Annotated in this window: 27 protein-coding genes; 6 read left to right on the plus strand and 21 right to left on the minus strand. The window is 35.2% G+C overall.

The window, feature by feature from the left end; translation table 11 throughout:
- Positions 1–35 precede the first annotated feature (35 nt).
- The 3 genes from F8162_RS06140 to F8162_RS06150 all read right to left on the minus strand — a co-directional run bounded on the left by F8162_RS06140 (position 36) and on the right by F8162_RS06150 (position 2541).
- Positions 36–980 carry an ABC transporter permease gene (locus tag F8162_RS06140; RefSeq protein WP_151634095.1) on the minus strand — a complete coding sequence of 315 codons (945 nt, stop codon included), beginning with the start codon at positions 978–980 and terminating at the stop codon, positions 36–38.
- Positions 973–1884: an ATP-binding cassette domain-containing protein gene (locus tag F8162_RS06145; protein ID WP_151634092.1), complete on the minus strand. Its 912-nt coding sequence runs from the start codon at positions 1882–1884 to the stop codon at positions 973–975. Before F8162_RS06145 ends, F8162_RS06140 begins: the two co-directional genes overlap by 8 nt.
- 90 nt (positions 1885–1974) lie before the next feature.
- A complete protein-coding gene (locus F8162_RS06150) occupies positions 1975–2541 on the minus strand; it encodes an ABC transporter permease (RefSeq protein ID WP_151634090.1) in 567 nt (188 codons plus the stop codon).
- Between the two features lie 175 nt (positions 2542–2716).
- On the opposite strand from F8162_RS06150, the gene F8162_RS06155 reads away from it, so the two are divergent.
- Entirely contained in the window at positions 2717–3313 is a 597-nt protein-coding gene (locus F8162_RS06155) for a histidine kinase (protein WP_151634089.1), read from the plus strand.
- Positions 3314–3376: 63 nt separating this feature from the next.
- Here F8162_RS06155 and alsR read toward each other — a convergent pair whose 3' ends face one another.
- On the minus strand, positions 3377–4282 hold the full coding sequence (gene alsR / locus F8162_RS06160) for an acetoin biosynthesis transcriptional regulator AlsR (RefSeq protein ID WP_151634087.1): 906 nt from the start codon (positions 4280–4282) through the stop codon (positions 3377–3379).
- A gap of 152 nt (positions 4283–4434) precedes the next feature.
- Here alsR and F8162_RS06165 point away from each other — a divergent pair, with 152 nt between their 5' ends.
- Together F8162_RS06165 and F8162_RS06170 are read left to right on the plus strand one after the other, a co-directional pair.
- Positions 4435–4800 carry a CidA/LrgA family holin-like protein gene (locus F8162_RS06165; protein WP_151634085.1) on the plus strand — a complete coding sequence of 122 codons (366 nt, stop codon included), beginning with the start codon at positions 4435–4437 and terminating at the stop codon, positions 4798–4800.
- On the plus strand, positions 4797–5474 hold the full coding sequence (locus F8162_RS06170) for an LrgB family protein (RefSeq protein ID WP_151634083.1): 678 nt from the start codon (positions 4797–4799) through the stop codon (positions 5472–5474). Before F8162_RS06165 ends, F8162_RS06170 begins: the two co-directional genes overlap by 4 nt.
- Positions 5475–5486: 12 nt before the next feature.
- On the opposite strand, the gene F8162_RS06175 is transcribed toward F8162_RS06170, so the two are convergent.
- A complete protein-coding gene (locus F8162_RS06175) occupies positions 5487–5900 on the minus strand; it encodes an NUDIX hydrolase (RefSeq protein ID WP_151634081.1) in 414 nt (137 codons plus the stop codon).
- Between the two features lie 141 nt (positions 5901–6041).
- On the opposite strand from F8162_RS06175, the gene F8162_RS06180 reads away from it, so the two are divergent.
- Positions 6042–6242, plus strand: a complete 201-nt coding sequence (locus F8162_RS06180; protein ID WP_000624205.1) for a DUF3903 domain-containing protein — start codon at positions 6042–6044, stop codon at positions 6240–6242.
- 426 nt (positions 6243–6668) lie between these two features.
- Here F8162_RS06180 and F8162_RS06185 read toward each other — a convergent pair whose 3' ends face one another.
- The 14 genes from F8162_RS06185 to F8162_RS06250 all read right to left on the minus strand — a co-directional run bounded on the left by F8162_RS06185 (position 6669) and on the right by F8162_RS06250 (position 21409).
- Positions 6669–6815: a BC1881 family protein gene (locus F8162_RS06185; RefSeq protein ID WP_000644411.1), complete on the minus strand. Its 147-nt coding sequence runs from the start codon at positions 6813–6815 to the stop codon at positions 6669–6671.
- A 239-nt stretch (positions 6816–7054) separates the two neighbouring features.
- Positions 7055–8782 carry an S-layer homology domain-containing protein gene (locus F8162_RS06190; RefSeq protein WP_151635390.1) on the minus strand — a complete coding sequence of 576 codons (1728 nt, stop codon included), beginning with the start codon at positions 8780–8782 and terminating at the stop codon, positions 7055–7057.
- Positions 8783–8994: 212 nt separating this feature from the next.
- Positions 8995–9561 carry a hypothetical protein gene (locus F8162_RS06195; protein WP_192797603.1) on the minus strand — a complete coding sequence of 189 codons (567 nt, stop codon included), beginning with the start codon at positions 9559–9561 and terminating at the stop codon, positions 8995–8997.
- A 6-nt stretch (positions 9562–9567) separates the two neighbouring features.
- On the minus strand, positions 9568–10587 hold the full coding sequence (locus F8162_RS06200) for a nuclease-related domain-containing protein (RefSeq protein ID WP_151634077.1): 1020 nt from the start codon (positions 10585–10587) through the stop codon (positions 9568–9570).
- A gap of 118 nt (positions 10588–10705) precedes the next feature.
- The gene (locus tag F8162_RS06205) at positions 10706–12469 is read right to left on the minus strand and encodes an ABC transporter ATP-binding protein (RefSeq protein ID WP_151634075.1); all 1764 of its coding nucleotides are present in this window, start codon (positions 12467–12469) and stop codon (positions 10706–10708) included.
- A complete protein-coding gene (locus F8162_RS06210) occupies positions 12469–14220 on the minus strand; it encodes an ABC transporter transmembrane domain-containing protein (RefSeq protein WP_151634073.1) in 1752 nt (583 codons plus the stop codon). Before F8162_RS06210 ends, F8162_RS06205 begins: the two co-directional genes overlap by 1 nt.
- 125 nt (positions 14221–14345) lie before the next feature.
- Complete coding sequence (locus tag F8162_RS06215; RefSeq protein WP_001123316.1) at positions 14346–14567, minus strand: YneF family protein; 222 nt, start codon at positions 14565–14567, stop codon at positions 14346–14348.
- A 78-nt stretch (positions 14568–14645) separates the two neighbouring features.
- Positions 14646–15086, minus strand: a complete 441-nt coding sequence (gene sirA / locus F8162_RS06220) for a sporulation inhibitor of replication protein SirA (RefSeq protein ID WP_088093366.1) — start codon at positions 15084–15086, stop codon at positions 14646–14648.
- A 156-nt stretch (positions 15087–15242) separates the two neighbouring features.
- Positions 15243–17243 carry a transketolase gene (tkt, locus tag F8162_RS06225; RefSeq protein ID WP_088093365.1) on the minus strand — a complete coding sequence of 667 codons (2001 nt, stop codon included), beginning with the start codon at positions 17241–17243 and terminating at the stop codon, positions 15243–15245.
- A gap of 223 nt (positions 17244–17466) precedes the next feature.
- Positions 17467–17946, minus strand: coding sequence for a coproporphyrinogen III oxidase (locus tag F8162_RS06230; protein WP_151634071.1), 480 nt, complete (start codon positions 17944–17946; stop codon positions 17467–17469).
- Between the two features lie 73 nt (positions 17947–18019).
- Positions 18020–18823 (minus strand): phosphonate ABC transporter, permease protein PhnE, encoded by an 804-nt coding sequence (gene phnE, locus F8162_RS06235; RefSeq protein WP_151634069.1) that lies wholly within the window; start codon positions 18821–18823, stop codon positions 18020–18022.
- A complete protein-coding gene (gene phnE, locus F8162_RS06240) occupies positions 18823–19617 on the minus strand; it encodes a phosphonate ABC transporter, permease protein PhnE (RefSeq protein WP_151634067.1) in 795 nt (264 codons plus the stop codon). Before phnE (F8162_RS06240) ends, phnE (F8162_RS06235) begins: the two co-directional genes overlap by 1 nt.
- Positions 19614–20387 (minus strand): phosphonate ABC transporter ATP-binding protein, encoded by a 774-nt coding sequence (phnC, locus tag F8162_RS06245; protein ID WP_151634065.1) that lies wholly within the window; start codon positions 20385–20387, stop codon positions 19614–19616. Before phnC ends, phnE (F8162_RS06240) begins: the two co-directional genes overlap by 4 nt.
- Before the next feature lie 83 nt (positions 20388–20470).
- A complete protein-coding gene (locus tag F8162_RS06250; RefSeq protein ID WP_151634063.1) occupies positions 20471–21409 on the minus strand; it encodes a phosphate/phosphite/phosphonate ABC transporter substrate-binding protein in 939 nt (312 codons plus the stop codon).
- 183 nt (positions 21410–21592) lie between these two features.
- Here F8162_RS06250 and F8162_RS06255 point away from each other — a divergent pair, with 183 nt between their 5' ends.
- Positions 21593–23176, plus strand: coding sequence for a bifunctional metallophosphatase/5'-nucleotidase (locus F8162_RS06255; RefSeq protein ID WP_151634061.1), 1584 nt, complete (start codon positions 21593–21595; stop codon positions 23174–23176).
- A 39-nt stretch (positions 23177–23215) separates the two neighbouring features.
- Here F8162_RS06255 and F8162_RS06260 read toward each other — a convergent pair whose 3' ends face one another.
- Together F8162_RS06260 and F8162_RS06265 are read right to left on the minus strand one after the other, a co-directional pair.
- Entirely contained in the window at positions 23216–23455 is a 240-nt protein-coding gene (locus F8162_RS06260; protein WP_001190582.1) for a DUF896 domain-containing protein, read from the minus strand.
- 45 nt (positions 23456–23500) lie between these two features.
- Positions 23501–24157, minus strand: a complete 657-nt coding sequence (locus F8162_RS06265) for a recombinase family protein (RefSeq protein ID WP_151634059.1) — start codon at positions 24155–24157, stop codon at positions 23501–23503.
- A gap of 141 nt (positions 24158–24298) precedes the next feature.
- Between F8162_RS06265 and lexA the strand changes: the two genes are divergently transcribed.
- Complete coding sequence (gene lexA / locus F8162_RS06270; RefSeq protein WP_000413737.1) at positions 24299–24919, plus strand: transcriptional repressor LexA; 621 nt, start codon at positions 24299–24301, stop codon at positions 24917–24919.
- The last annotated feature ends 5 nt before the right edge of the window (positions 24920–24924 follow it).

The raw sequence follows: 24924 nt of genomic DNA on the forward strand, positions 1-24924 counted from the left end.
AGGAGCCGTTAAGAATACTTAACGGCTCCTTTTTATTAAGTTAAATCACGTTTTAAAAATACGGTATAGGAAATGCTTAAAAATACAAATAAATACAGTAATAACATACATGAAGCAAACGGGAACGTTACCCCATCAATAAAACTTCCATTCTTTGCAATACTGTATAAATCTGTGTTTGCTGGCAATAAATATTTCGCCCAATCATATCTAGTTGCTGCTAGTAATGCAATGTTTCCAGATAAAGCAAGAAATAGTGAAATACCAATCGCGCCTCCGCTAGATCTTGTTAACACAGAAATCATAAAGGCAAACGCTGCGTACACAATAGTCGGCAACCACGATAAAATATAATACTTACTAGCTTCTACAAAAATATTTTGTTTTATAATATTTCCGTCTTGGAAAATAAACTCGCTCCATGCAGGCTGCTGGAATTTATAAATAACAAGTCCACATAATGTGGAGAAAATCATATTAAATATAAACAATAGTGCTGCAAATATCACGATTGCTAAAAATTTAGCTGTCAAAATTTTAAATCGACTTGCTGGTCGTATCGTTAAAAATTTATATGTTCCCCAGCTATATTCATTTGCAAAAATTGTACTTGCATACACGAGGATAAACGGGAGCAATATTGGAAATACGATAAAACCTGTATCTCTCATGAAAGAAAGTGGGGAACTACTTGCCGGTGCTGTATCTGTATCTAAATGCTTCATCTTAAGCTGATATTCCTTTACAAGCTCGTCCCCAGATCGTTCTGCTAAAATAGCTTCTTTTTTCATGCCTAGCTTTTTCTCAATTTCTACAGTTCTTTCTGTATAATCCGCTTTCCATCCTTTTGTTTCCGGTTCCAAATACTTTACCGTAACCCATCCTAATCCGATTATTAATACTGCAATAACTGCAAATGGAATAATCGTTCGCTTTCGCTTAAATATTTTATACAGTTCGTTATACACTAAATTAAACAATATCTTTTCCCCCTGTTAATTCTAAAAATTGCTCTTCTAACGTTTTTCTTTCTTCATATACACGATACACTTGAATGTTTTTCTCAAGCAATGTACGAATAACATTTGGGATTTCTTCATCTTTTACGGTAATAAGTAGATCATTACCTTTTATTAAAACATCTTGTTCTAACATTTCTGCTGCTTTATTCGCATCATCTACACGTATACGGATTGTCTCCATCTCTTCACTTTGATTATGCTGAATATTTTGCGTCGCGACATATTCTCCGTGCTGAATAATGATAACTCTGTCACACATTAATTCAACTTCTGAAAGTAAGTGACTAGATACAAGTACCGCTTTTCCTTGTTCATGCGCAATTTTCTTTATGTACATTCTCATTTCATGTATTCCACTAGGGTCTAATCCATTCGTTGGTTCATCTAATATTAATACATCTGGATCATGTATAAGCGCTTGAGCTATACCTAAACGTTGTCTCATGCCGAGTGAATATGCTTTTACTTTACGATCAATTACTTGTCCCATTCCTAACAATTTCACTACTTCATCGATACGTTCTTCTGTCACGTTACCATTCATTCGTCCGAAATATGTTAAATTTTCATAGCCACTCAAGAAAGGATAAAATTCCGGCGTCTCAATTACTGCTCCAATTTTCGAAGCAGTACTTTCAAATTGCTGTTTTACAGATTGACCATCAATCCAAACTTCGCCCTCTGTCATACGAATCATGCCGACCATCATTCTCATTAAAGTCGTTTTTCCAGCACCATTTGGTCCAAGCAAACCAACTACTTCACCTTTTTTAACTTCGAAACTAATATTTTCTACAAGTGTCTTTGAACCGATTCGCTTCGTTAACCGCTCAACCTTTACAATTGATTGTTCATTTGTCATTCTATACAACCTTTCCTTCCCATTCTTTGTCAGGTCTTTACACTGTAACATGATTATTTTTCTGTGTAAAATAGAAAAAAGCATGATTTCTCATGCTTTTCCCTTGAAATGAAACGAATTTTTATCCTGTAAACTTTGAACAAATCGAAAACATTGCACCATCGATAATAGGACGATAACAACCATAATTATACTAACAACTACTATTGCATATATTGTAATTGGTGCACTATTTATTCCTTGTATTCCTACTATTTTCATAAAGATAATCGTAAATAATTTCAAAAATAACATCCCATTAACTAATCCAAAAACAAACGCTGTGCCATAAATGAATAATTGCTCCTGGCATAATACACATAGTACGTTCCTATTCTCTGCTACATAAGATTTAATTTCCTCTTTCCTCACTTGCAGAAGAGAAAACATTATTTTATATGTAGTAAAAATACATATAAAAATGAATATAAGAAACAGCGTGTAAAAACACATTTGAAATAAAAGTGTAGCCCCTAATTCCCCAATAGCCCCTTTATTAAATTGGAGCGATATCATAAAAAACAAAACCATAGTACTCATGGCAATCCACATAAATTGCTTCATCCTTTTGGCAGCAAATGTTCTTATATTTTTTCTCACTAACTGACATAAAGACATATGTTCTTCCCCTACCTTACTTCATAACAAACTCATTCTATACTACTAGTGTATAAAAATATGACATTTTAAACATCGCACTACAATCTGAATTGTTTCTAAGTCTTTAGTCCTAGAAAATAAAATGGGGAAAAAATCATATTTAGAATATAATTTTAAAAAAAGGGGGTATTACATGCGTATAAAATTACTAGCAATTTTGTTATTATTCCTCACTAGTTGTAGCCCACTAAAAGATAATGAAGTAGCCTCTGTTAAACCATATAAGTTAACAAAAGAACAATCTGATATTCTACAAATGACTCCTATAGGAGAAGGAAATAGAATGTTTTATAACGTTACATTAAAAAATGAAAAAGATGAAATACATGCTACGATTGATTATTATCAAAATGGAAAAAAAGTGAAAGAGATTGCCAACATCGCTTCATCACATTTTCCAGAAAAGAAAGTAAAGCTTTCTTTTTTACCACCTCAATCCCAACTCGATAAAGATGCACAAACGCAAAAACATTGGTATGTTAATATTGAAGGTAGTTCCATGCTCTCTCCTGAAGAAACACCATCGGTCGTAACTAGCTCTGCATCTACTACTATTCAATCTGCTATTAACTTAACATACAATCAAAAAACGACTTTAACGGCTATTATAAAAACGAATAATGAAACCGTAAAAGTGCCACTGCTTGAGGAAAAAAACACTATTGACCAACTATTACAAGAAAATGAACATTTTTATCTCTTTAGTATAGAACTAAAAAAAGAACACTAAAGCGGAAATGCAATAGGATTGCATTTCCGCTTTAGTGTTTAATGAGGTGTACTTTTAAATAAATTAATCAATATCATCCTCAACTTCGATTCTTTTCTTCTCTCTTGCGATTTTTAAAAACTCTAAAAGTTCTGGATTTGTATTCATTTTTTTGTAAGCTACTGACATTTCTGCAACAAAATTAGAATCATATAACTCTTTATATACGACTTCTGTTTTATACAATTTATTCGCCGATACAGGTATTACCGTAATTCCAATTCCCGCCGCTACAAGCCCCATAACTGTTTGATATTCCGTCGCTTCTTGTACAATGTGTGGACTAAACCCTACATCACGGCAAAGTGATAAAATTGTATCGTATAACGCTGGCCATACGGGCCTTGTAATAAATACAAACGGTTCGTCTCTTAAATCTTCAATATGTATTTCATCCTTTTCAGCAAGTGGATGTGCCTTCGGTAAACATAACGTACAAGAAAGCCTTTGAATTGGTTCTAATTCTAGTAATTGTGTTGGAATTGGCGGACGTAAAAAACCAATATCAATACGGTTATCGTGAAGTGCATGCACCTGATCTGGTGTTGACAGTTCATGTAGTGCAACAGACACTCTCGGAAATTTCTTTCTATACTCCCTTACGATAGATGGTAAAATATCATATATCGCCGCACCTACAAAACCAATTGAAAGAGAGCCCACTTCTCCCCTTTGGGCACTTTGTGCGATTTCTACTGCTTTTTCAATTTGTTCGAACGCTTTTTTTACTTCTTTTAAAAACATTTCTCCAGCTTCTGTTAATTCAACCTTTCTCTTCGTTCTTGAAAATAACATAACTCCCATTTCTTTTTCTAATTGCTGAATTTGTTGACTAAGCGGTGGTTGTGTCATTTGTAAACGAGCAGCTGCTCGTCCAAAGTGTAACTCCTCTGCCACTACAACAAAATATTGCAAATGCCGTAATTCCATTTTGGACACCCTTTTCACTTTCAATTAATACATCTAATATATTAATAACATATAATTTATATATTAGACAAATTTTTCGAATGAACGTATAGTAGAAATTGTTAATTCTTTTTTACAATTTTTATGTAAAAAAAGAAAGAGGTGGTTACTGTATGAAATTGTGGAAATTAAGCGGACAAATTTTATTATTATTTTGTTTCGCTTGGACAGGCGAATGGATTGCAAAACAGGCACACCTCCCAGTTCCAGGAAGTATAATCGGTATTTTCTTATTATTAATATCGTTAAAATTTAACCTAGTGAAAAAAGAGTGGATACAGGACGGAGCAGACTTTTTATTAAAAGAACTTATTTTATTTTTCATTCCTTCTGCAGTCGCTGTCATACGCTACAAAGATACACTATCACAATATGGAATCGATCTCATCTTAATTATTATGATTAGTACACTTTGTGTCACTCTCGTTACAGGACTCTTAACAGAATTGCTACTAAAGCGGAAAGGATCAACACAATGATCGGCTTTCTTTGTTTGCTATTAACACTATTCACATATTGGATATCGAAAAAAATGTATCAACGCTGGAATTGGAGCTTACTTTCTCCCCTTCTCGTCTGTCCTGTTATTTTAATTGCTGTATTACTCGGACTAGACACACCTTATGAAACATATGAAACAGGCGGTCAATGGTTAACAGAATTATTAAAGCCTGCAACAGTTGCTTTTGCATGGCCAATCTATAAATACTTTGATTTACTTAAGAAACATGGAATAGCTATTTTACTTAATGTCATTGTCGGTTCATTTTTATCAGTTATTACTTCAGCACTACTAGCAAATTATTTTCAAATTGATTCATCGTTAGAACATAGTTTAGCACCTCATATTGTAACGACACCAATTGCAATGGCCATTTCAGAAATGATCGGTGGTATGTCACAATTAACAGCAGTATTTGTTGTTTTAACTGCGTTAACAGGGGCATTGCTCGGTCCTTCTCTCATACGCATATGTCGTATTAAAACAGCACTCGCAAAAGGCATTATGTTGGGCACGAGCGCAAATGGTACCGGTACATCAAAAGCATTCGAAATCGGCCCTGTAGAAGGAACGATTGCAAGTTTATCTATGCTTTTAACAGCAGGAGCTAGTTTAGTTATCGTACCGCTTTTCTTATCGTGGATACATTGAAAAAGCAAGTGTTTAAACACTCGCTTTTTTATTTATATATTTATTTAAAATCTCATAATCCTCCGGGAAAGATAGCGTTAATTCCTTCATTTCATCTATCTTCTTCCAAGCAATTTCATGTATTAATTCATCAGGATCTTGGATTTTCATACTACCGCCAATTTTTTTAACGACATAATAATGAACGTATACAGGAAATCCGTATGTAATACCCTCTTTTTCGTATATTTTATTTACAACTTCCACATCGTAACCTGTTTCTTCCCAAACTTCTCGAATACAACATTCTTCTAGTGTTTCTCCCTTTTCAAGCTCGCCACTTGGAACAGACCACCTTTTTTCTTCACCCTTTTGCCCTTGCAACACCATTAAAACTTCATTTTTTTCATTTACACATACTGCTGCACAACCTATCCATCTTTCCATATACATCCCTCCCCTACTACTATTCGTCTTCTTCTTTATTTTCCCCTTGAAAAAAGAGGAAAAAAGGAAAACGATGACGAAAACTTACATCAACTTCATAGACAATCCCTTCTTAGAAATTAAAAACGGAAGGATGAAAATATGATTTCTAAATATGTTGTGGAATGTGTCTTTTGTGAAGAAAATCGAAAACCTCGCCAAGCTATCGTAACAGTTCCCGCCACTACTCAGCTACTAGCCATTGAAAAAGTGCGTGCGGAATGTAAACGTCGTTTCGGAAAAGCTTTATTATTACAAACAGAAATTAAAGAAGAAATAGTTTTTGAACAAAAAGAAAGCTGACCATAAATTGGTCAGCTTTCATATCCGATCATATTTTCACATGAAGATTAGGGGCATCCTCTTTAAGGATCGGGATTTTCCCATTATGTACGTTCCATAATGGTCATCGAACAATATATTTCTATGCAATTAATTATTGAATAGAATAGGGCAAAACTTGTTCGCATTTTTAGAAAAGGGATAGGGATATAATTCAAGTAGCACTTCGAATACTCGAACTTTACACTCATTATATTAAAACAAATCCTTTTATATGGGAAATATGAATTACTTACATAATTCATTCGTAAAACATATTAGTTTGCTATATTATTTTTATTCCATCAATAGCATAGGTGTCATAATTGGTGAACACTTCAAAGCCATACAAATAAAAAGCACCCTGGGCGGATGCTTTTCATATTTTTCTAAATTGATGCTATGTACTTAGTCTTGATTAATCAAAATTACCGCAGGACCAGCGACTACTACTCCAGCTACTTCTATCTTTTCAAATTCCTTTACTGTAATAGATATAACCCCTTCTCTTTCCATCAATTCTTTACTTAGGACATCAGTCGGTATAGCTTTCACCGTCTTACCTCCTTTTCATTTATACAATATGATATAGTAAAACTGTAATCAGTAGAGCTTCGTTCCACTCCGCACGGATTATAATCGGGCTACCCGTTTATGCACGGTAAAAATAACCCAATGCATCTATATATATGCATCACCTCCGCTTTCATTCCTTATTCCCCCTAAAACTCTTCTCTCCCTTCCGTAACGTATTGAAAAATAAAAAAGCACTCGCAATCGCGAATGCTTTTTCATTATTTACTTTCTATTACTTTTAACATTCTATTAATAAATGCTGCCGATTCTCCACGCGTTGCAGAACCTTTCGGCATAAATTCATTATTTTCATTTCCTTTTACAATACCTAATCCATAAACACGTTGTACAGCTTGTTTATCATATGCTAAATCTTGATCCGAGAATGGTAACGGAACTAAGTTACCTTTAATTTTTTTATATTGCAGTGCACGGTCAATCATGATAACAGCTTCATCTCGTTTAATCGTATCATTTGGAGCAAATGTCCCATTTCCTCGACCACTTATTATCCCGGCACTTGCTGCACGATTAATACCGTCTATTAGCGATGGATGTGCTGTATTTAAATCATTAAAATTCGATGACCCTTCAGGTAACTGCAATGATCTTGAAATGAAATTTGCAAATTCACCACGCGTTACGAGACGCTCTGGCCAATAAGAACCTTTCCCGTCTCCAACCATAATGCCACGTTTATCTAATTCACGAATGTCTGCTTCGTACCAACCGCCTGTTATATCATCTTTATGGTTCGCATCATAATAAGCTTTTGTTCCTTGTAAAAATGGTTCCCACGCATTGTTTTTAATCATAATGGCTGGGCAATTTTTACCACTCCAAAATTGATGCTTCTTCACATTTTCTATAGGAATATGTAATTCTCCCATTAAATAAGCTGCTAATTTGCGAGCATTTTCAACAGCTTTATTATAATCACCATCTTCGTTTACAGCAATTTCAATCGCAATGGATTCTCGATTTCCAGTTCCTTCTGCTCCATCTCCGGCATGCCAAGCATTTTCGTTTAATGGAAGGTGTTGATAAATCTCTTTATCGTCTACCGTAAAGTGCCAAGACGCTGAACGATCTTCCGTTCCCGTTGCTTGGTTATATAAATATAATGCATGATTTCTAGCATTTGCCCCAACACTGTAATTATCTGTCTCATGAATCGTAATATATTTTGGCTTCATCGCATAACCTGGACGAATATTTTCATTTCCTTTCGGCACAATCATTTCTTTTAAAGTTACACCATAAATATCCGTTGTTTTCTCTTCTATTGGTGCAGCATACATAACTGCTGCACGTTTTGTACGTGTTGGTGCCATCTCTTGAATAAGCGAAGCCTTTGTTCCTTCAAATTTTGCTGAAGGTGAATAAATCCATTTCATCTCATTATTTATTTTTACTTGGAACCATTCTCCAGCCTGCCCAATTACTTGGATAGTTTGTGGCTTCAATACATTCCCTTCTTTGTATGAAGTAAATGGTTCAGAGTAAGTAGAGGTTTCTTCATTAATAATCAACTTTTCATTTGATAAAGGGTGAATTTCTTTAATTTCTACATTGCCCTCACTATTTTCTATCCACCCAGTTCCAGATGAAGTTCGAACATAGTAAGCGTTTCCTTTTCTCTTCTCAGCTTTTACAACTTGGTTCGAAATGTGAACCCCTGTCTCTTTTTGAAAATTACTAGAATCGTATAAAGGTACTTCTTTCACTATATGTACCAGAAACTCACCTTGTACTTCATTTATTACTCCCTTGTCCTCTCCACGACCATCTTCATCCTTCATATGGTTTTCAATACTTTTTAAAGCTTGTTCATCAGTTGAAACTGCTACTGTTTTTTCAAGCTCATTAGCATAGGAATAATTTGGAATCGTTACCGTACCAAATACAATCGATGCAGCTAAAACATTATAAAATCTTTTTTTCATCATAATACTTAACACGCCGTAATTAAATTCGTGTTAAATTCCCCCTCCTTAACCAAAATATAGGTTGTCTAGTAAACTATTAAGTAACATAACCATTTACAATATAACAGACTCATCCCAATTCGTATAGATAGGAATCACTACTATTTGCCTACATTTACTATATTGGAATATAAAAAAGAAGCTATAATATATAGCTTCTCTACGGTTCTTTAATCTCTTTGCACCTTATATTCCATAACTTTACCATCTCTATCAAATTGTAAAACAAGATGTTCACTATCTATAGGAATAAAGCCACGTTCAGTTCCCAGATAGTACGAAGTGATAACCCCGTCTTCTCCATTTCTCGTTTCAGTAGGCGTTCCTAATAATTTTGTAATTTCTTCATTTGATTTTCCTGTTAATTTATATTTTTGTATTAGATTATCTACCATATGTACCCGTTTCTCTTCGGCATGTAACCACCGATCTTGATTAAACTTTGAAGTGTATGTATTCATACTCAATTGTGCAGTACACACTATTAATGGAATGAGTGCTACTATTACCACTCCCGACATTTGCTTCTTTTCTTCATTACGATTTTTAGAAACATATAAGATAGACTTTTGAATCATAACTAATAAAAAAAATGGCATGACTACTACCAAAATGCTCGTGACACTTAATGACGTATGTACCATATCAATAATAAAAATAAACGCAATATACATTAGTACATACAAACAAAAGTAAACATACAAAATCCCCCTTAATATAGCACTCAGAAAGCCCACCTCTTTTTAATTCATTATATAATTCATTCGTTTAATGATTTCTCGAAGTTTTTCTAACTCTTGCTCTGTATATATTACTTTCCCTGTTAAGATCTCATTTCTGAAGAACGTTACAATTTGCTCTCTATCTTTTAATCTCGGCGTTTTTTCTTCAGAAAGATCCAGCACTTCTTTCCCGCTCTCATTATAAAAATATACAATCGGTTTTACGTTTTCCTTTACAATATCAACTTGCACTTCTTTCAAACAATTGCATAGAATATGCGATAGTTTCTTCGCTCTATATACTGGATTCCCTTCATTTTTCACTTGTATCGTTAATGAATCTTCACCTGTAATGTATGCAAACGTCTCTTCTTTCTCCATCTCTTGTTGATAATTGCCAATTTCATCAATCATAAATGAATATATACTAGCATTTTCTTTCGTTAAGCCGTGAATTAATTTCCCTGTCCATTCTTTCGTCTCAAGTACATACATACCCGTTTTACTTAAGACGAGATGATGAATTCGAAGATCATTTCCTCCATGCTGATTTCTAATAAAAACATTCGGCATAATATGAAATTCATTATCTAGTATTATGCCTTGCTCTACGAAACCACGTTTCATATATTGTAATGTTTCGTGTGTACTCACTTCAGCTCCGCTTTTCGTATACTCTCGCAAATCTGCAATTAACTCTTGAAACATGTGTATTTCGTTACTATGTTTTTCTTGCATTTCACTGCGTTCTTTACTATGTTGCACAGCTAATTGATTTTTCATCATACGCATATTTTCAAGTTCTCTAGCTGCACTTATTTGTAAATCATTGTATTTCTTCTGTTCCATATTTTTCAATGTATTTTGTTGTTCTTTATGTTCTGTAACCGTAGCTGCAATTTCATTTTCGTACGTTTCAATTGCTTGTTTCTTTTCAAATTCTACTTGCTGACTCTCTGATTCTAGCTGTTTATTTTTATAAAACAGCACGAATACTGCAGCTAATAATAATAAAATTACACCTATTAGCACATAATCCATATTTTTTCTCCTTTATTTCATTCCCTACTATTTTCCATACACATTTCTACTACATTATACTATGTTATTCGTATATTTTTTGTAAAAATTTCGCGCACAGTCAAAAGACCTTGTAATTCTACAAGGCCTTTTGTAAACTTCCTTTATTTTGAAGCAAATACATATTATAATACAACCCTTGCTCACTCAGTAATTCTTGATGTGTACCTCTTTCTACTATTTCTCCATCATGCATAACAAAAATTTGATCTGCATCTTGAATTGTAGATAATCTGTGCGCAATTGCTATAGTCGTTCTCCCTTTTCGCATTTGCTGTAATGCGGTTTGGATCGCATCTTCTGTTTCTGTATCAATATTAGCTGTTGCTTCATCCAATACTAATACTTTCGGATTCGTTGCTATCGTTCTAGCAAAGGCAATTAATTGTCGTTGACCACTAGAAAAAGCGGCTCCTCTTTCTACTACTTCCGTTTCATACTGCTCTGGTAATTTCTCAATAAACGTATTCGCTTGCACAAATTGTGCCGCTTCTTTTACTTCTTCATCCGTAATTTCTTCATTATACATACGTATATTTTGTTTTACATTTCCCGCAAATAAAAATGCATCTTGCAATACGAGTCCTATTTTCTTTCTAATTTCTTGTTCTTCAAATTTCTCTAAATCTACACCATCTATTACAATATTTCCGGACTTAATATTATAAAATCGCATTAACAAATTCATAATGGTACTTTTTCCGCTACCAGTGTGCCCAACGAAAGCAACCGTTTGCCCTTGTTTCACGTGAAAAGATACATTTTTTAAAACATCACGTTTTCCATCATACGAAAAAGTAACATTTTTAAATTCAATTTCTCCATTAACGACTTGAGGATTCCCATCCCCTTTTTGAACTGGTGCTAAATCTTTCTCATCCATTAAATGAAATACACGTGATGATGAAACAAGTGCCTGTTGGAAAAATGATAATTTCATCATCATCTCATTTACAGGCTGGAAGAAACGATGTATATAATTAACAAACGCATATAGAACTCCTACTTCAACAGGACTCTTCAAAGCATCAATTCCAAATAAACCAAGTACTAACGCAATAGCCACAATATGAACTAAATCAGTTGCTGGACGTAAAAGTAACGCGTCTAACTTTAACGTCCGCCGCCCTGCACTATAATGTTTATTATTCACTTCTTCAAACTCTTTTCTCATACGCTTTTCTTGTCTGAACACTTGAACAATATTCATTCCTTGAATGGACTCATTTAACTTTGCATTTAACACGCTTAATTGATTACGTACTTCTAAATAAAAGGCTGCACTTTTCCGACGATATAGCACCATAATTGCAAACATTATCGGAATTAATACGAGAGAAAATAGAGCTAATTTTACATTTAATAAAAACATTGCTACTACAATACCTATTAAAAAGACTACATTTTTGACAAATGTGGACAATACACTTACATAAAAATCTTTAATTGCTTCCGTATCATTCGTTATGCGCGATACGAGCGTACCAATCGGCGTACGATCAAAAAAGCTTAATGACAATTTTTGAACATGATCATATACTTCAACACGCATATCTTGAACAATTTTAAAAGCGATATTTTGAAAATACAATAAGTCTAAATACGTAAATAATACTTTTAATAAATGAGCAATAAGATACACTACAAATAGTGTAACAAGTGCTGATTGATCAAAGTTACGTGGTACTAAGTGTTCATCAAGAAATTGTTTAATTAAAAAAGGCCCCATCATTTCAGTGACAGTTGCACCAACTAAAAAGATAAATGCTAAAGATAGCAATCCTTTATATGGCTTCATATAAGAAAGTAATCTACTTAAATCACTCCGCTTCTTCTTAGTCATCATACGCCTCCTTTCTCGACTAATGCTTCTAACTGTTGGCTCTCATACATGTCTTTATACCAACCGTTTTCTTCCATTAATTGCTCATGTGTACCTCGTTGCACAATTCTACCCTCATCCACAACAAGAATAAGATTGGCATGTTGAATTGCACTTAAACGATGAGCAGTAATAATCGTTGTTTTTCCTGCTCTTTCCCTCTTTAATGCATTTAAAATCGTTTCTTCTGTTTTTGCATCTACTGCTGATAAACAATCATCCAAAATTAAAATTTCAGCATCTGTTAATAAAGCACGCGCAATAGAAATTCTCTGTTTTTGACCTCCAGATAACGAAACGCCTCTTTCTCCTACTACTGTTTCATACCCTTCTGAAAATTGGAGGACGTCATTATGAATACAAGCAATCTCTGCAGCCCGGGTAATTTCATTATATGCAGCATCCGCCTTTCCGAAGGCAATATTCTCCCCAATACTCGCTGAAAATAAAAAATGATCTTGCGGCACATATGAAATGGCAGAACGAACACCGTAAAGTGTTACATCACGAATATCCCGCTCCCCAACTTTTAATTCACCATTAAAATGATCATACTCACGGATTAAACATTTTAATAACGTCGTTTTCCCCGCACCTGTACGGCCGACAACTCCTAGTGTTTCACCCTTCTTCAAATCAAAGTGAACATCTATTAGCTGTGACAATTCATTTTTCTTATATGAAAATGAATCAACCGCAAATGTAACATCACCGCTCGCTATTGTATGCACAGCATCTTCTCTATTTACTACATCTGATTTTTGCGAGAGAATTTTTTCTACACGGTCATACGAAGCACGCCCACGCTCCATAATGTTGAACAACCATCCAAAGGCTAACATTGGCCAAACGAGGGTACCTAAATACGTTGTAAATGTAACGAGATCACCTACAGTTAATTCACCCCTCACAACTAATACTGACCCGTAACATACTGCAATTAAAAAAGAAAATCCAACGATAAGAGAGATTGTCGGATCAAACAACGAATCAATACGTGCGACTAACATATTTTTATGTACGACATCTTCTGATTTTTTTCGAAATGCTTGTAAATCTTCTTTCTCTTGTCCAAGTGATCGAATTACCTTCATCCCACTCATACTCTCTTGTACTTTATCGTTGATTTCCGAAAACGCTTGCTGCGCTTTATGAAACCTTTTATGTAATAACGTTCCATAATAATTTGTCGAAATCGCTACAATCGGCATTGGAATTAAGCTTAACAATGTTAACTTCCAACTAATTGTAAAGCCCATCGCTACGAGTACACACCCCCCTACCGCTAATGAATCAACAAGCGTTAAAACCCCCGCTCCAGCAGTTTGTTGAATCGCCTGAATATCATTGGTCGCATGCGCCATCAAATCTCCAGTACGACGTGATTGATAAAAAGATGGACTCATCTTTGTAAAATGTTCATATAAATTCTTTCGTAATTGACGGGCTAATTTTAATGAAGACCCAAAGATCATAATACGCCATAAATAACGTAATATGTACATAGTAACCCCTACAACTACTAACAGAATAACCCACTTCAACAATTTGTCAGATGTTAATGTTCCATTATTAATTTCATCTACTACAATACCTAGTACTTTCGGGGCTACGAGTTCAAGAAGCGCGACACCAAATAACATAATAATTCCGGTTATGTACGCTCGTTTTTCTTGTTTAAAAAACCATGCTAAATTAATAAATACCTTCATTTTTATCCTCCTCCCTTAAAATGAGCGATGTTTTCAGTTTACCAAAAATACTGAATTCTTAAAAGTTTTAAACACTTCGAAAAATCCAATAGGAAAGGGCACTCTTATCGAGTGCCCTTTAGCGCTTATTTTGTTTGTTGCTTGCTCATCGCGCTCATCATTTGATTGATTTTCTTTTGGGAAGGTTTTTGTCCCATTTGCATCATCATCATTTTTAACATTTGTTCATTAATTGGTGGATTTTTTTCTAAGTAGTTCATCATGTATTTGCGGGCAATGAAAAATCCTAACGCCACGCCTGCTACTAGTGCTACTACGCCCACTAGAATACCTAACCAAATCGGCATATATTTTCCTCCTTCATGTTGTCTACCTTACAGTGTACTAAAACCTTTTCAATAAGACAAGATACAATTCGACATTTTTTACACATATGTTCGTACTTGTTTTAGAGGATTCAGCCATCCGTACTTTGTATTTTCATAATCCATAGCTAAAAATGTTAATTCACACTTTCTTAACACCTCAAAGAAAGTCGTTTCCATAGAAACGTTTCCAGAGGTATTCATGCGAATATAGTGCGGTTTCACCATTATTTCGCCGTATTCGGCTCCTGTATAAAGTGTATGTGTATGATGTGTTCGATCATATTTACCAAGAACACGCAAAGCTTGTTCTAATTTATGATGAATTTTCATTACTTGTAATGGCATCGTTATATACATCATTTGTTTATATAACACTTTTTTCTCTGAAAGGGACCCAGATTCTGAAAATCGAGCAAATAAATCAAAAAACAAATATTCACGACCAAAGTAAGCTCTCGCAATATCCTCTTGAATTAAATACAATTCATACGTTTTCATCTTTCGCCTCCCAATCTGGACAACCTTTTCCCTTCATTATATAGAAGAAATTTTGCAATGATTGTCTGACTGCGGAGAGATAAAAAACTTTTTCTGTCGAAAAAACTCATTTACATAGAAAAACCTCTCCATGCCGGAGAGATTTTTCTAAAATCATTAAAGCATTTCTTTTACTTTACGAACAACGTTCTCTACAGTAAATCCATACTCTTCCATAATCTTCTCACCAGGAGCAGAAGCACCGAATGTATCGATACCTAACACATCTCCATCAAGACCCACGTAACGGTGCCATCCAAATGTAGCACCCATTTCAATTGCGAAACGTTTTGTTACTGCTTTTGGTAATACAGATTCTTTGTACTCAGCTGTTTGAGCTTCAAAGCGATCCATAGATGGCATGCTGACAACAGCTGCGTCAACGCCGTCTACTGCTAGAGCTTTTTGTGCTTCAATAGCTAGACTTACTTCAGATCCAGATGCAAGTAAGATTACATCAGCTGTTTCTTTCTTGCTTGCAGAAACTACATAGGCACCTTTTGCTACTTTTTCATACGTATCGTCTTTTGCGCCTTCTAATGTTGGAAGGTCTTGACGAGTTAATACTAAAGCAGTTGGTGTTTTTGTAGATTCTAAAGCTAATCTCCAAGCCGCAACAGATTCGTTACCGTCAGCTGGACGAATCACAGATACATTTGGCATTGCACGAAGCGCTGCTAATTGCTCAACTGGTTCATGTGTTGGACCATCTTCACCAACAGCGATACTGTCGTGTGTAAATACATACGTTACTGGCAATTGCATTAATGCCGCAAGACGAATTGCTGGACGTAAGTAGTCAGAGAATACGAAGAATGTACCACCGTAAGTTTTTAAACCACCATGTAGTGCAATACCGTTCATTGCTGCACCCATTGCGAATTCACGTACACCGTACCAAATGTTTTTACCGCTGTAATCAGCTCTTGTAAAGTCTTTTTCGTTATTCATGTATGTTTTGTTAGAACCAGCAAGGTCAGCAGATCCACCGAAGAATGATGGTACAGACTCTGCAATTGCATTAATTACAGCACCTGAAGAATTACGAGTTGCTGCTTTTGATCCTAATTCATAAGTTGGTAAGTTTTGCTCCCAACCTTCTGGAAGAAGACCATTCATTGCTGCTTGCAGTTCGTTTGCTAATTCTGGGTATGCTTGTGCATATTCACCTAGCATCGTATTCCACGCTGCTTGCGCAGTTTCACCAACATCTTGTACTGTTTTACGGAAGTTGTCATATACTTCTTCTGCTACATGGAAGTCTTGCTCAGCAGTCCAAGCGTATGCTTCTTTCGTTAATTTTGTTTCGTCTACACCAAGTGGAGAACCATGTGAAGCTGATTTTCCTGATTTGTTTGGAGAACCGAAACCAATTGTCGTTCTTACTTCAATTAGCGTTGGGCGTTTTTCGTCAGCTTTCGCTTCTTCGATTGCTTTCGCGATAGCTTCAATATCGTTTCCATCCTCAACACGGATTACTTGCCATCCGTATGCTTTGTAACGATCTTCTACACTTTCAGAGAATGAACGATTTAAATCGCCATCTAATGAAATATCGTTTGAATCGTATAACACAACAAGACGACCTAATTGTAAATGAGCAGCTAATGAAGATGCTTCAGCAGAAACGCCTTCCATTAAATCTCCATCACCACAAATAGCGTATGTATGATGATCTACTACATTATACGCATCACGGTTATATTTAGCAGCTAAATGTCTTTCAGCCATTGCCATACCTACAGCAGTTGCAATACCTTGTCCAAGTGGACCAGTAGTTGCATCTACACCTGCTGTATGACCGTACTCAGGATGTCCTGGAGTTTTGCTTCCCCATTGACGGAAGTTCTTTAAGTCATCCATTGTTACATCATAACCAGATAGGTGAAGTAGGCTGTATAATAACATTGAACCATGACCTGCAGATAATACGAAACGATCACGGTTAAACCACGTTGGGTTATTTGGATTGTGTTTCATAAATTGAGTCCATAATGTATAAGCCATTGGTGCTGCACCCATTGGCATTCCTGGGTGACCAGAGTTTGCTTTTTCAATCGCATCGATGGATAATGTGCGAATCGTGTTGATAGAAAGTTGTTCGATTGAATGTGACATGCTATTCTTCCCTTCGCTTATATTAGTAAACGTTTTATACATTTATATGATAGCTTCCCACGCAAGATTATACAACATGTATCGACAAATATGTTGATATTTTTTTGGTTTTCCATAAAAAAATCAATGATTTCGGGAATGTATGGGCATTCAATATGACATACTTTTTCATTGTTTTTATTTTAAAAAGAAAGGGAATTATCTGTATATTTATTCATCAATTTTAAATTCCATAATGCACAATATATCCTTCCCCATTTTTCACTCTACGAAGCAAACGAATAAACGACTGTAAATCTTGGCATACTTTATCTCGATTAAATACGTATCTTTCATATTCTCCATCCGTATTATTATCATTTTCCCATTGAAATTGTCCTGTCAACTCGATTATTTCTGGCGCTAAAGAAAACATGCTAACGAGCGAACCAAATAACTGTTCTGCTATCACTGCCCCTTGCTGTTCTATTTTCGTAATACCATAATAGTGAATTCCGAATCCTTCTTCTCTTTTTGCTGGATAATAAGTCGGAATCCAATGGATGAAATCTAATAGATATACGATTAGCTCATCACTTAATACAACACACTCATCTATCGTTGCCTCTTTCTTATATAGAAAACAAAGTTCAATCCAATCTATACCTTTAAAATCTAATCTTTTTTCATTTGAAACAAATACAAACTCATGCTGTAAAGCCAAATTATCCCCCCTATTGCTCACATTTATTATTCTTATTATAAAAAAAGCACCTTTTATAGGTGCTTAAAATAAATTATACAATTTTCTTCCGTATCGAACTTGAAATATAATCAATGATAATGACCATTAAAATGATGCCCAATAAAATAATACCCACACGAGACCAATTGCGTGAACTCAGTGCAAAAATTAGAGGCGTACCAATCCCACCTGCTCCAATAACACCTAAAATAGCAGCTGATCGCACATTAATTTCGAACCTGTATAACGTATACGATAGAAAATCCGGTAATACTTGTGGTAATACTGCATACCAAAGTATTTGAAAACGATTCGCGCCTGTTGCTATTAACGCTTCCGTCGGTCCCTTATCTATATTTTCAATTCCTTCTGAATATAGTTTTCCTAACATCCCAATAGAGTGTAACCCTAAAGCTAGAACTCCGGCAAAAGAGCCTGGTCCAACAGCTTTTATAAATAAAAGAGCCATAACTAGTTCAGGAAATGTACGAACAAAACTAAGTACAAATTTTCCAGTTCCTGAAGTTAATTTCCCACTGCTCATATTCGTTGCTGCCCAAAAAGCGAATGGAACAGATAAAAAGGCAGAAATAAATGTACCTAATATCGCAATTGCCAACGTATCAATTAAACCATGTAATAAATCTTCACCATCTGGCAAAGATACATACGACCAATCTGGATTCAATACACCTGTCATAATTGCTTTTGTAATTTCTCCTGCCGTATCCTTTATACCCTCTAACTGGACTCCTGAAAAAGCCCATACATAAACAAATGCAAGTGCTATAAAAATAAACCAGCGATACATACTCGGTTTCTTCGGTTTTGGTACGATTAACGTCGTTTTACTCATTATAATTTCTCCCGCAACAATGTACTTACATAATCAATTAACAATACAACAACAAGAGTATAGATAATAATAGAGGCAGTTTGTTCATATTGTAAAAATCCAAGTGTACGATCATAATATAACCCAATACCGCCTGCCCCTACTAAACCTAAAACAGCTGCCGCACGTACGTTCACCTCAAATGTATAAAGAACATAGGAGACAAAATGTGCTTTCACTTGCGGAATTACCCCATACACAATCCATTGTACTTTATTTGCTCCTACTGCTGTCATCGCTTCTAATGGACCTGGATCAATCGATTCAATTGACTCATACAATAATTTTGCCACAAGCCCAATTGAGAAAAAAGTAAGAGCCAAAATACCTGGAAGTGGTCCTATTCCAAAAATAGCTACGAAAATTGCCGCTAATAATAAATCTGGTATCGTTCGGATAAAATTTAAAACCAATCGAGCTGGACCGTACAAGAATGTACTAGTAAACACATTACTTGCCGCAAATAGTGCCAGTGGAATAGCTAAAATCGCTCCTAAAGTCGTCCCAATAATCGCCATACGTATTGTATCTAACATCGCTGTTGTAATAACTTGAAAATAACTCCAATCTGGCGGCACCATCTCTTTTAATAAATCCATCATATTAGGAAAACCAATTACTAGTTTTGAAAATGATGCGTCGACCTGTACACTACTTCCCCACAACAGTAAAATGACTAGAATAAACGTCAACATATGTTTCAACTTACTCGGCGGCTTCGGTATCGCTTTCGAATATATCGTCACGTCACTCATTTAACTGCCACCTCTAACAATTCACTTTTCTGCGCTACGTCTCCATAAATTTCAGCAAATTTTTCATCCGTTGCCTCTTCTACTGAACCGTCAAAAACAATTTCCCCTGCATGTAACCCAATAATGCGTGTCGCATATTGCCTAGCTAAATCAATAGAATGTAAGTTTACAATTGTTGTAATTTCAAAATCTTCATTGATTTTTTTCAAATCATCTAATACTTGCTTTGTTGTTAGTGGATCTAACGATGCAACAGGTTCATCTGCCAATATGATTTTTGCTTCTTGCGCTAATGCTCTAGCAATCGATACACGTTGCTGTTGTCCTCCTGATAATTCATCCGCTCGCGCATATGCTTTTTCTAAAATATTCACCCTTTTTAACGATTGAAAGGCAAGCTCCAAATCTTCTTTTGGAAATAGACCTAACGTTGTACGCAATGTCGAATGATAACCAACACGGCCAGCTAATACATTTTTCAATACCGTTGATCGCTTTACAAGGTTAAAGCTTTGAAAAATCATACCAATATCTCGGCGCATGCGTCGTAAGCCTTTTCCTTTCGCAGCAGTAATAGACTCCCCTTCAATCATAATTTCGCCTTCTGTAATCTCATGAAGTCGATTTACCGATCTGAGAAGTGTAGACTTTCCAGCCCCGGACAGCCCTACCATTACAACAAATTCACCCTTTTGAATGTTCAAGTTTATATTATTTAATCCTTTTGTACCATTCGGATACACTTTGGAGACATTTCGAAACTCTATCACATATCTTACCTACCTTCTATGTATTCAAAACGGCAAACTAACTGAAAACATATCATTCCAGTTAGCTGCCATTTCCATATGTATTATTGCGTTTTTACTTTCTTTCCATATTCACGAACGATATCAAATTTACTATCATCAGATTTAATATAGCCTTCATGTGAATATACTTCTTTTATGATTTTGTGACCTTCCTCATTCTTTCCTATTTCAATGAAAGCGTCCTGTAATTTCTTACTCCACTCTGCATCTAAATCAGAACGTACCGAAATCGTATCGTTTGGAATTTTCTCTGTAAATTTCACTATTTTCGTTTGATCGAATATATTCGGATAATCTTTTTTCACAATATTACGAGCATCTTGGAATACAACAGCTGCATCTACATCACCATTTAAAAGCGCAATAAGCGACTGATCGTGACCTTTTAATGTAACAGGTTTCACATCCTTTAGCGGATCAATTCCCTCTTTTAACAATACTGCCGCAGGCCATACATATCCCGCTGATGACGTTACATCTTGATAACCAATTTTTTTACCTTTTAAATCTTTTACACTGTTAATATTTGAATCTTTCTTAACTACAAACTCAGATTTATAAAAGTCTACTAAATCTTTTGTAGGAGCTCCTGTTTCATCATCTACTCCAAAACGTTGTGCTTGTAAAATTACGTTTGCAGCCTTTTTCTCATGCGCTAACACATACGCTGTTGGGGGTAAAAAGCCTACATCTACTTGCTTAGATGCCATCGCTTCTACAATTGTATTGTAATTCGTTGAAATACTAACTTTGACCGGAATATTTAATTTATCACTTAATAGCTTTTCCAATGGTTTCGCCTTCGCCTCTAGCGTATCTGCATTTTGAGAAGGAACAAATTGAACATTTAAAGTCTTCGGTACATAACCTTTTTTCGTATCTTCAGTTTTACTTGCACTTGATTCCTTCGTTCCACAGCCACTTAATAATCCCGCCGCCAGTACAACTGTCGTGCTCATTGCAAAAACTTTTTTCAACATATTAATGCCTCCATTTTTATTGTTATAAATTTCCTTCCGTAAACATGAAGAAATATATCACACATTTTTATTAATAATTGCTTATTTACAGAATCTTTACACATTCTATACATTCTCATTAAAATTACCTTCATATATTTGATATGCTTAACTTGTAGATAACAATAGAAAAGGTGAATGATATTGAATCAAAATCAAATTGTAACTTTAAACATCTTATTAACAAGTGATATACATGGTACTGTTTATCCAATTCACTACCAAGATAACTCCGAAGCTGAAATTGGTTTAGCTAAAATTTCTACTCTTATAAAAAAAGAACGTTCCCAAAATAGAAACGTCCTTTTAATTGATAACGGTGACTTCATACAAGGAACACCCTTCACTTATCATTACGCTACATATGAAAAAGATAAGAAAAATCCAATGTCCTTATTAGCGAACTATTTACGGTATGATGCCGCAGTGATTGGGAATCATGAATTTAATTATGGAATGGGCGTATTAAACAATGCTATTTCTACTGCGAACTTCCCGTATCTATCAGCAAATATTTTAGATAAAAACAGCAAAGAACCTTATTTCGGGAAACCATATATAATAAAACATATTGAATCAAATATAAAAATTGCTATTTTAGGGGTGACAACACATTACATTCCTAATTGGGAACAACCCCATCACATTCAAGATTTACAATTTGAAGATGCATTAGAAACAACAAAAAAGTGGGTTTCTTACATTCACGAACACGAGAAACCAGATTTATTAGTCGTAGCGTATCACGGAGGATTTGAACGCGATCTACAAACCGGGGTACCGACCGAAGTTTTAACAGGTGAAAACCAAGGATATGCAATGTGTCATGAAATTGAAGGAATAGATATTTTACTAACAGGCCACCAACACCGGGAAATCGCTCACACCGTAATAAATGGTGTAACAATTTTACAGACTGGATGCAATGGACACTCCATTGGAAAAATAACAGTAACATTCAAAAAAACAGAAAAAAAATGGATAAAAAAAGAGAGTTATTCACAATTATTTCCTGTGCAAGGAATTACGGCGGACCAACATATTCTTTCCTTAGTTGCCGATTATGAAGAGAAAACACAAAATTGGCTCGATCAACCTATTGGACTAATCTATGGAGACATGCAAATTTCAGACGCTATGCAAACTCGTTTGCAAGACCATCCTTTTATTGAATTTATAAATAACATACAGATGGATATAGCTAATGTTTCTATTTCTTGTACAAGCTTATTTCATAATACATCTCCAGGTTTCCCTGATCATGTAACAATGCGTGACATCGTTTCTAATTATATTTATCCAAATACATTACAAGTAATTAGAATAACTGGAGCAGATATAAAAGATGCCCTTGAACTCTCTGCTTCTTATTTCACATTAAATGCAGATGGAGATATTATCGTAAACCCTACCTTCATAGAACCAAAGCCGCAACACTATAATTACGATATGTGGGAAGGGATTTCGTACGTATTAAACATTTCCAAACCTATTGGCGAGAGAGTAGAATCTTTACAATGCAAAGGCATTCCTCTTAATATGGATGAAGAATATGAAGTCGTTATGAATAATTATCGCGCTAGCGGCGGAGGAAACTTCTTTATGTTCCAAAATAAGCCCGTAATAAAAGACATACCAACAGATATGTCTGAACTGATTGCTAATTATATTTTGAAACATAAAAAGATAGAAGCAACAGTCAATAACAACTGGAAAGTTATTAAATAACGGATATAATAAATAAAAAAGATGGGCTTTGCCCATCTTTTAGTTTAATTTTGCATTATCTTGCTTTTTTAAAGCTTTTAATTTCGCCGGTGTAACATCAGTACCTTCTTCGTTAACAACTTTAATTCCTTTAAGTTCGTTTAACATATTTTGACGAAATCCTTTTAAATATTGTTCACGTAGCGATTGGCGCTCACGTTGTTCTTCTTCAGTTAAACCTTCAGCTTTTGCTTTTTTCGCTAAGAAGTTAATGCGTTCAATGAGTTCGTGACTTTGCATCTCGAATCCCCCTTTTACTCAAAACTGATTATTATCATACAATAGTTAGTCCTCTTTATCAAGCAATTGCTTTGTATACTCTACATATCTACGATGTACCGTCGCTTTTGAAACGTTATGCCCAAAGCCGCGAAGCGTCGCTGCAATTTCTTCAAAAGTTAATTCATTTCGGCGTAAACGTACAATTTCCTCAATTGGCACTTCTTTTTTCTCACGCCCTATACTTAAATGACGATTTTTCAAATTATTCTCCGGACGAAATCCTTTCTCTACCGCTCTTTGCATGCCACGTTTAATTTTCAAATTGTGGATCTTTCTTTGATACTCTTCAACAATCCCAATTATATCTAGCACCATCGAATCAGAGTCAGAGAGTTCTAATTCTCCATTATGCGTATGCGTATATACTTTTATTCCCTCTTTATGTAAACAGTGCATTAATGCAATTTTCGCATTCCCTCTACCAAGGCGCGTTTCATCTTGTATGAGAAGTACATCAATTTGTTCATCGCGAATTGTATCTAGCACTTCTAATATGCCATCACGTTCAATTGTATAACCGCTAGCCTGCTCCTCAATCACCTTTGCAACATTCATTTGATAGCGCTCAGCTAAATGCAATAATTCATCTTTTTGACGCAATAATGATGTTTCCTGTTCTTCTTTTTTTGTGCTCACACGTGCATAAATAATTGCATTCATTTTGAACCCTTCTTTCTCACTATATTTTCCTTATAGTGTATCATAAATTCGCCTTTCGTTCGAACTTATGTTTGTAGAATGTTTTTTCGCATGTTATACTTATTAATAAGAAAAATGAAAGAAAACGAGGTGTTAGAAAACATGGAAAAGTTAACGAAACGCCAGCAAGACATTCTCGACTTTATTAAGCTAAAAGTACAAGAAAAAGGATATCCACCTTCCGTACGCGAAATCGGTCAAGCAGTCGGCCTCGCTTCTAGTTCTACAGTGCACGGACATTTATCACGACTAGAAGAAAAAGGATATATTCGACGCGATCCAACAAAACCACGAGCAATTGAAATTTTAGGTGACAACCGAATGGATACAGAAACACAATCTGTTATTCAAGTTCCAATTGTCGGAAAAGTTACTGCTGGATTACCGATTACAGCAGTTGAAAGTGTAGAAGATCACTTCCCACTTCCAGCTAGCATTGTTGCTGGAGCAGACCAAGTGTTTATGTTACGTATTTCTGGAGATAGTATGATTGAAGCTGGTATTTTCGATGGAGATTTAGTTGTTGTTCGCCAACAACAGTCTGCATATAATGGTGAAATTGTAGTCGCTTTAACAGAAGATAACGAAGCAACTGTTAAACGTTTCTATAAGGAAAAAGACCATTTCCGTCTACAACCGGAAAACTCTTCATTAGAGCCTATCATTTTAAAACAAGTGTCAGTTATCGGCAAAGTAATTGGCGTATATCGTGATTTACATTAAAAATA

This window comes from Bacillus sp. CH140a_4T, from assembly GCF_008923725.1.
Taxonomy (GTDB): Bacteria; Bacillota; Bacilli; order Bacillales; family Bacillaceae_G; genus Bacillus_A.

What these genes read in the sequence shown, in the direction of transcription:
- F8162_RS06145 (WP_151634092.1), bottom strand. Translation starts at nt 1,884, where the DNA reads ATGACAAATGAACAATCAATTGTAAAGGTTGAGCGGTTAACGAAGCGA.
- F8162_RS06150 (WP_151634090.1), bottom strand. Translation starts at nt 2,541, where the DNA reads ATGTCTTTATGTCAGTTAGTGAGAAAAAATATAAGAACATTTGCTGCC.
- F8162_RS06155 (WP_151634089.1), top strand. Translation starts at nt 2,717, where the DNA reads ATGCGTATAAAATTACTAGCAATTTTGTTATTATTCCTCACTAGTTGT.
- alsR (WP_151634087.1), bottom strand. Translation starts at nt 4,282, where the DNA reads ATGGAATTACGGCATTTGCAATATTTTGTTGTAGTGGCAGAGGAGTTA.
- F8162_RS06165 (WP_151634085.1), top strand. Translation starts at nt 4,435, where the DNA reads ATGAAATTGTGGAAATTAAGCGGACAAATTTTATTATTATTTTGTTTC.
- F8162_RS06170 (WP_151634083.1), top strand. Translation starts at nt 4,797, where the DNA reads ATGATCGGCTTTCTTTGTTTGCTATTAACACTATTCACATATTGGATA.
- F8162_RS06175 (WP_151634081.1), bottom strand. Translation starts at nt 5,900, where the DNA reads ATGGAAAGATGGATAGGTTGTGCAGCAGTATGTGTAAATGAAAAAAAT.
- F8162_RS06180 (WP_000624205.1), top strand. Translation starts at nt 6,042, where the DNA reads ATGATTTCTAAATATGTTGTGGAATGTGTCTTTTGTGAAGAAAATCGA.
- F8162_RS06190 (WP_151635390.1), bottom strand. Translation starts at nt 8,782, where the DNA reads ATGAAAAAAAGATTTTATAATGTTTTAGCTGCATCGATTGTATTTGGT.
- F8162_RS06200 (WP_151634077.1), bottom strand. Translation starts at nt 10,587, where the DNA reads ATGGATTATGTGCTAATAGGTGTAATTTTATTATTATTAGCTGCAGTA.
- F8162_RS06205 (WP_151634075.1), bottom strand. Translation starts at nt 12,469, where the DNA reads ATGACTAAGAAGAAGCGGAGTGATTTAAGTAGATTACTTTCTTATATG.
- F8162_RS06210 (WP_151634073.1), bottom strand. Translation starts at nt 14,220, where the DNA reads ATGAAGGTATTTATTAATTTAGCATGGTTTTTTAAACAAGAAAAACGA.
- F8162_RS06215 (WP_001123316.1), bottom strand. Translation starts at nt 14,567, where the DNA reads ATGCCGATTTGGTTAGGTATTCTAGTGGGCGTAGTAGCACTAGTAGCA.
- sirA (WP_088093366.1), bottom strand. Translation starts at nt 15,086, where the DNA reads ATGAAAACGTATGAATTGTATTTAATTCAAGAGGATATTGCGAGAGCT.
- tkt (WP_088093365.1), bottom strand. Translation starts at nt 17,243, where the DNA reads ATGTCACATTCAATCGAACAACTTTCTATCAACACGATTCGCACATTA.
- phnE (WP_151634069.1), bottom strand. Translation starts at nt 18,823, where the DNA reads ATGAGTAAAACGACGTTAATCGTACCAAAACCGAAGAAACCGAGTATG.
- phnE (WP_151634067.1), bottom strand. Translation starts at nt 19,617, where the DNA reads ATGAGTGACGTGACGATATATTCGAAAGCGATACCGAAGCCGCCGAGT.
- F8162_RS06250 (WP_151634063.1), bottom strand. Translation starts at nt 21,409, where the DNA reads ATGTTGAAAAAAGTTTTTGCAATGAGCACGACAGTTGTACTGGCGGCG.
- F8162_RS06260 (WP_001190582.1), bottom strand. Translation starts at nt 23,455, where the DNA reads ATGCAAAGTCACGAACTCATTGAACGCATTAACTTCTTAGCGAAAAAA.
- F8162_RS06265 (WP_151634059.1), bottom strand. Translation starts at nt 24,157, where the DNA reads ATGAATGCAATTATTTATGCACGTGTGAGCACAAAAAAAGAAGAACAG.
- lexA (WP_000413737.1), top strand. Translation starts at nt 24,299, where the DNA reads ATGGAAAAGTTAACGAAACGCCAGCAAGACATTCTCGACTTTATTAAG.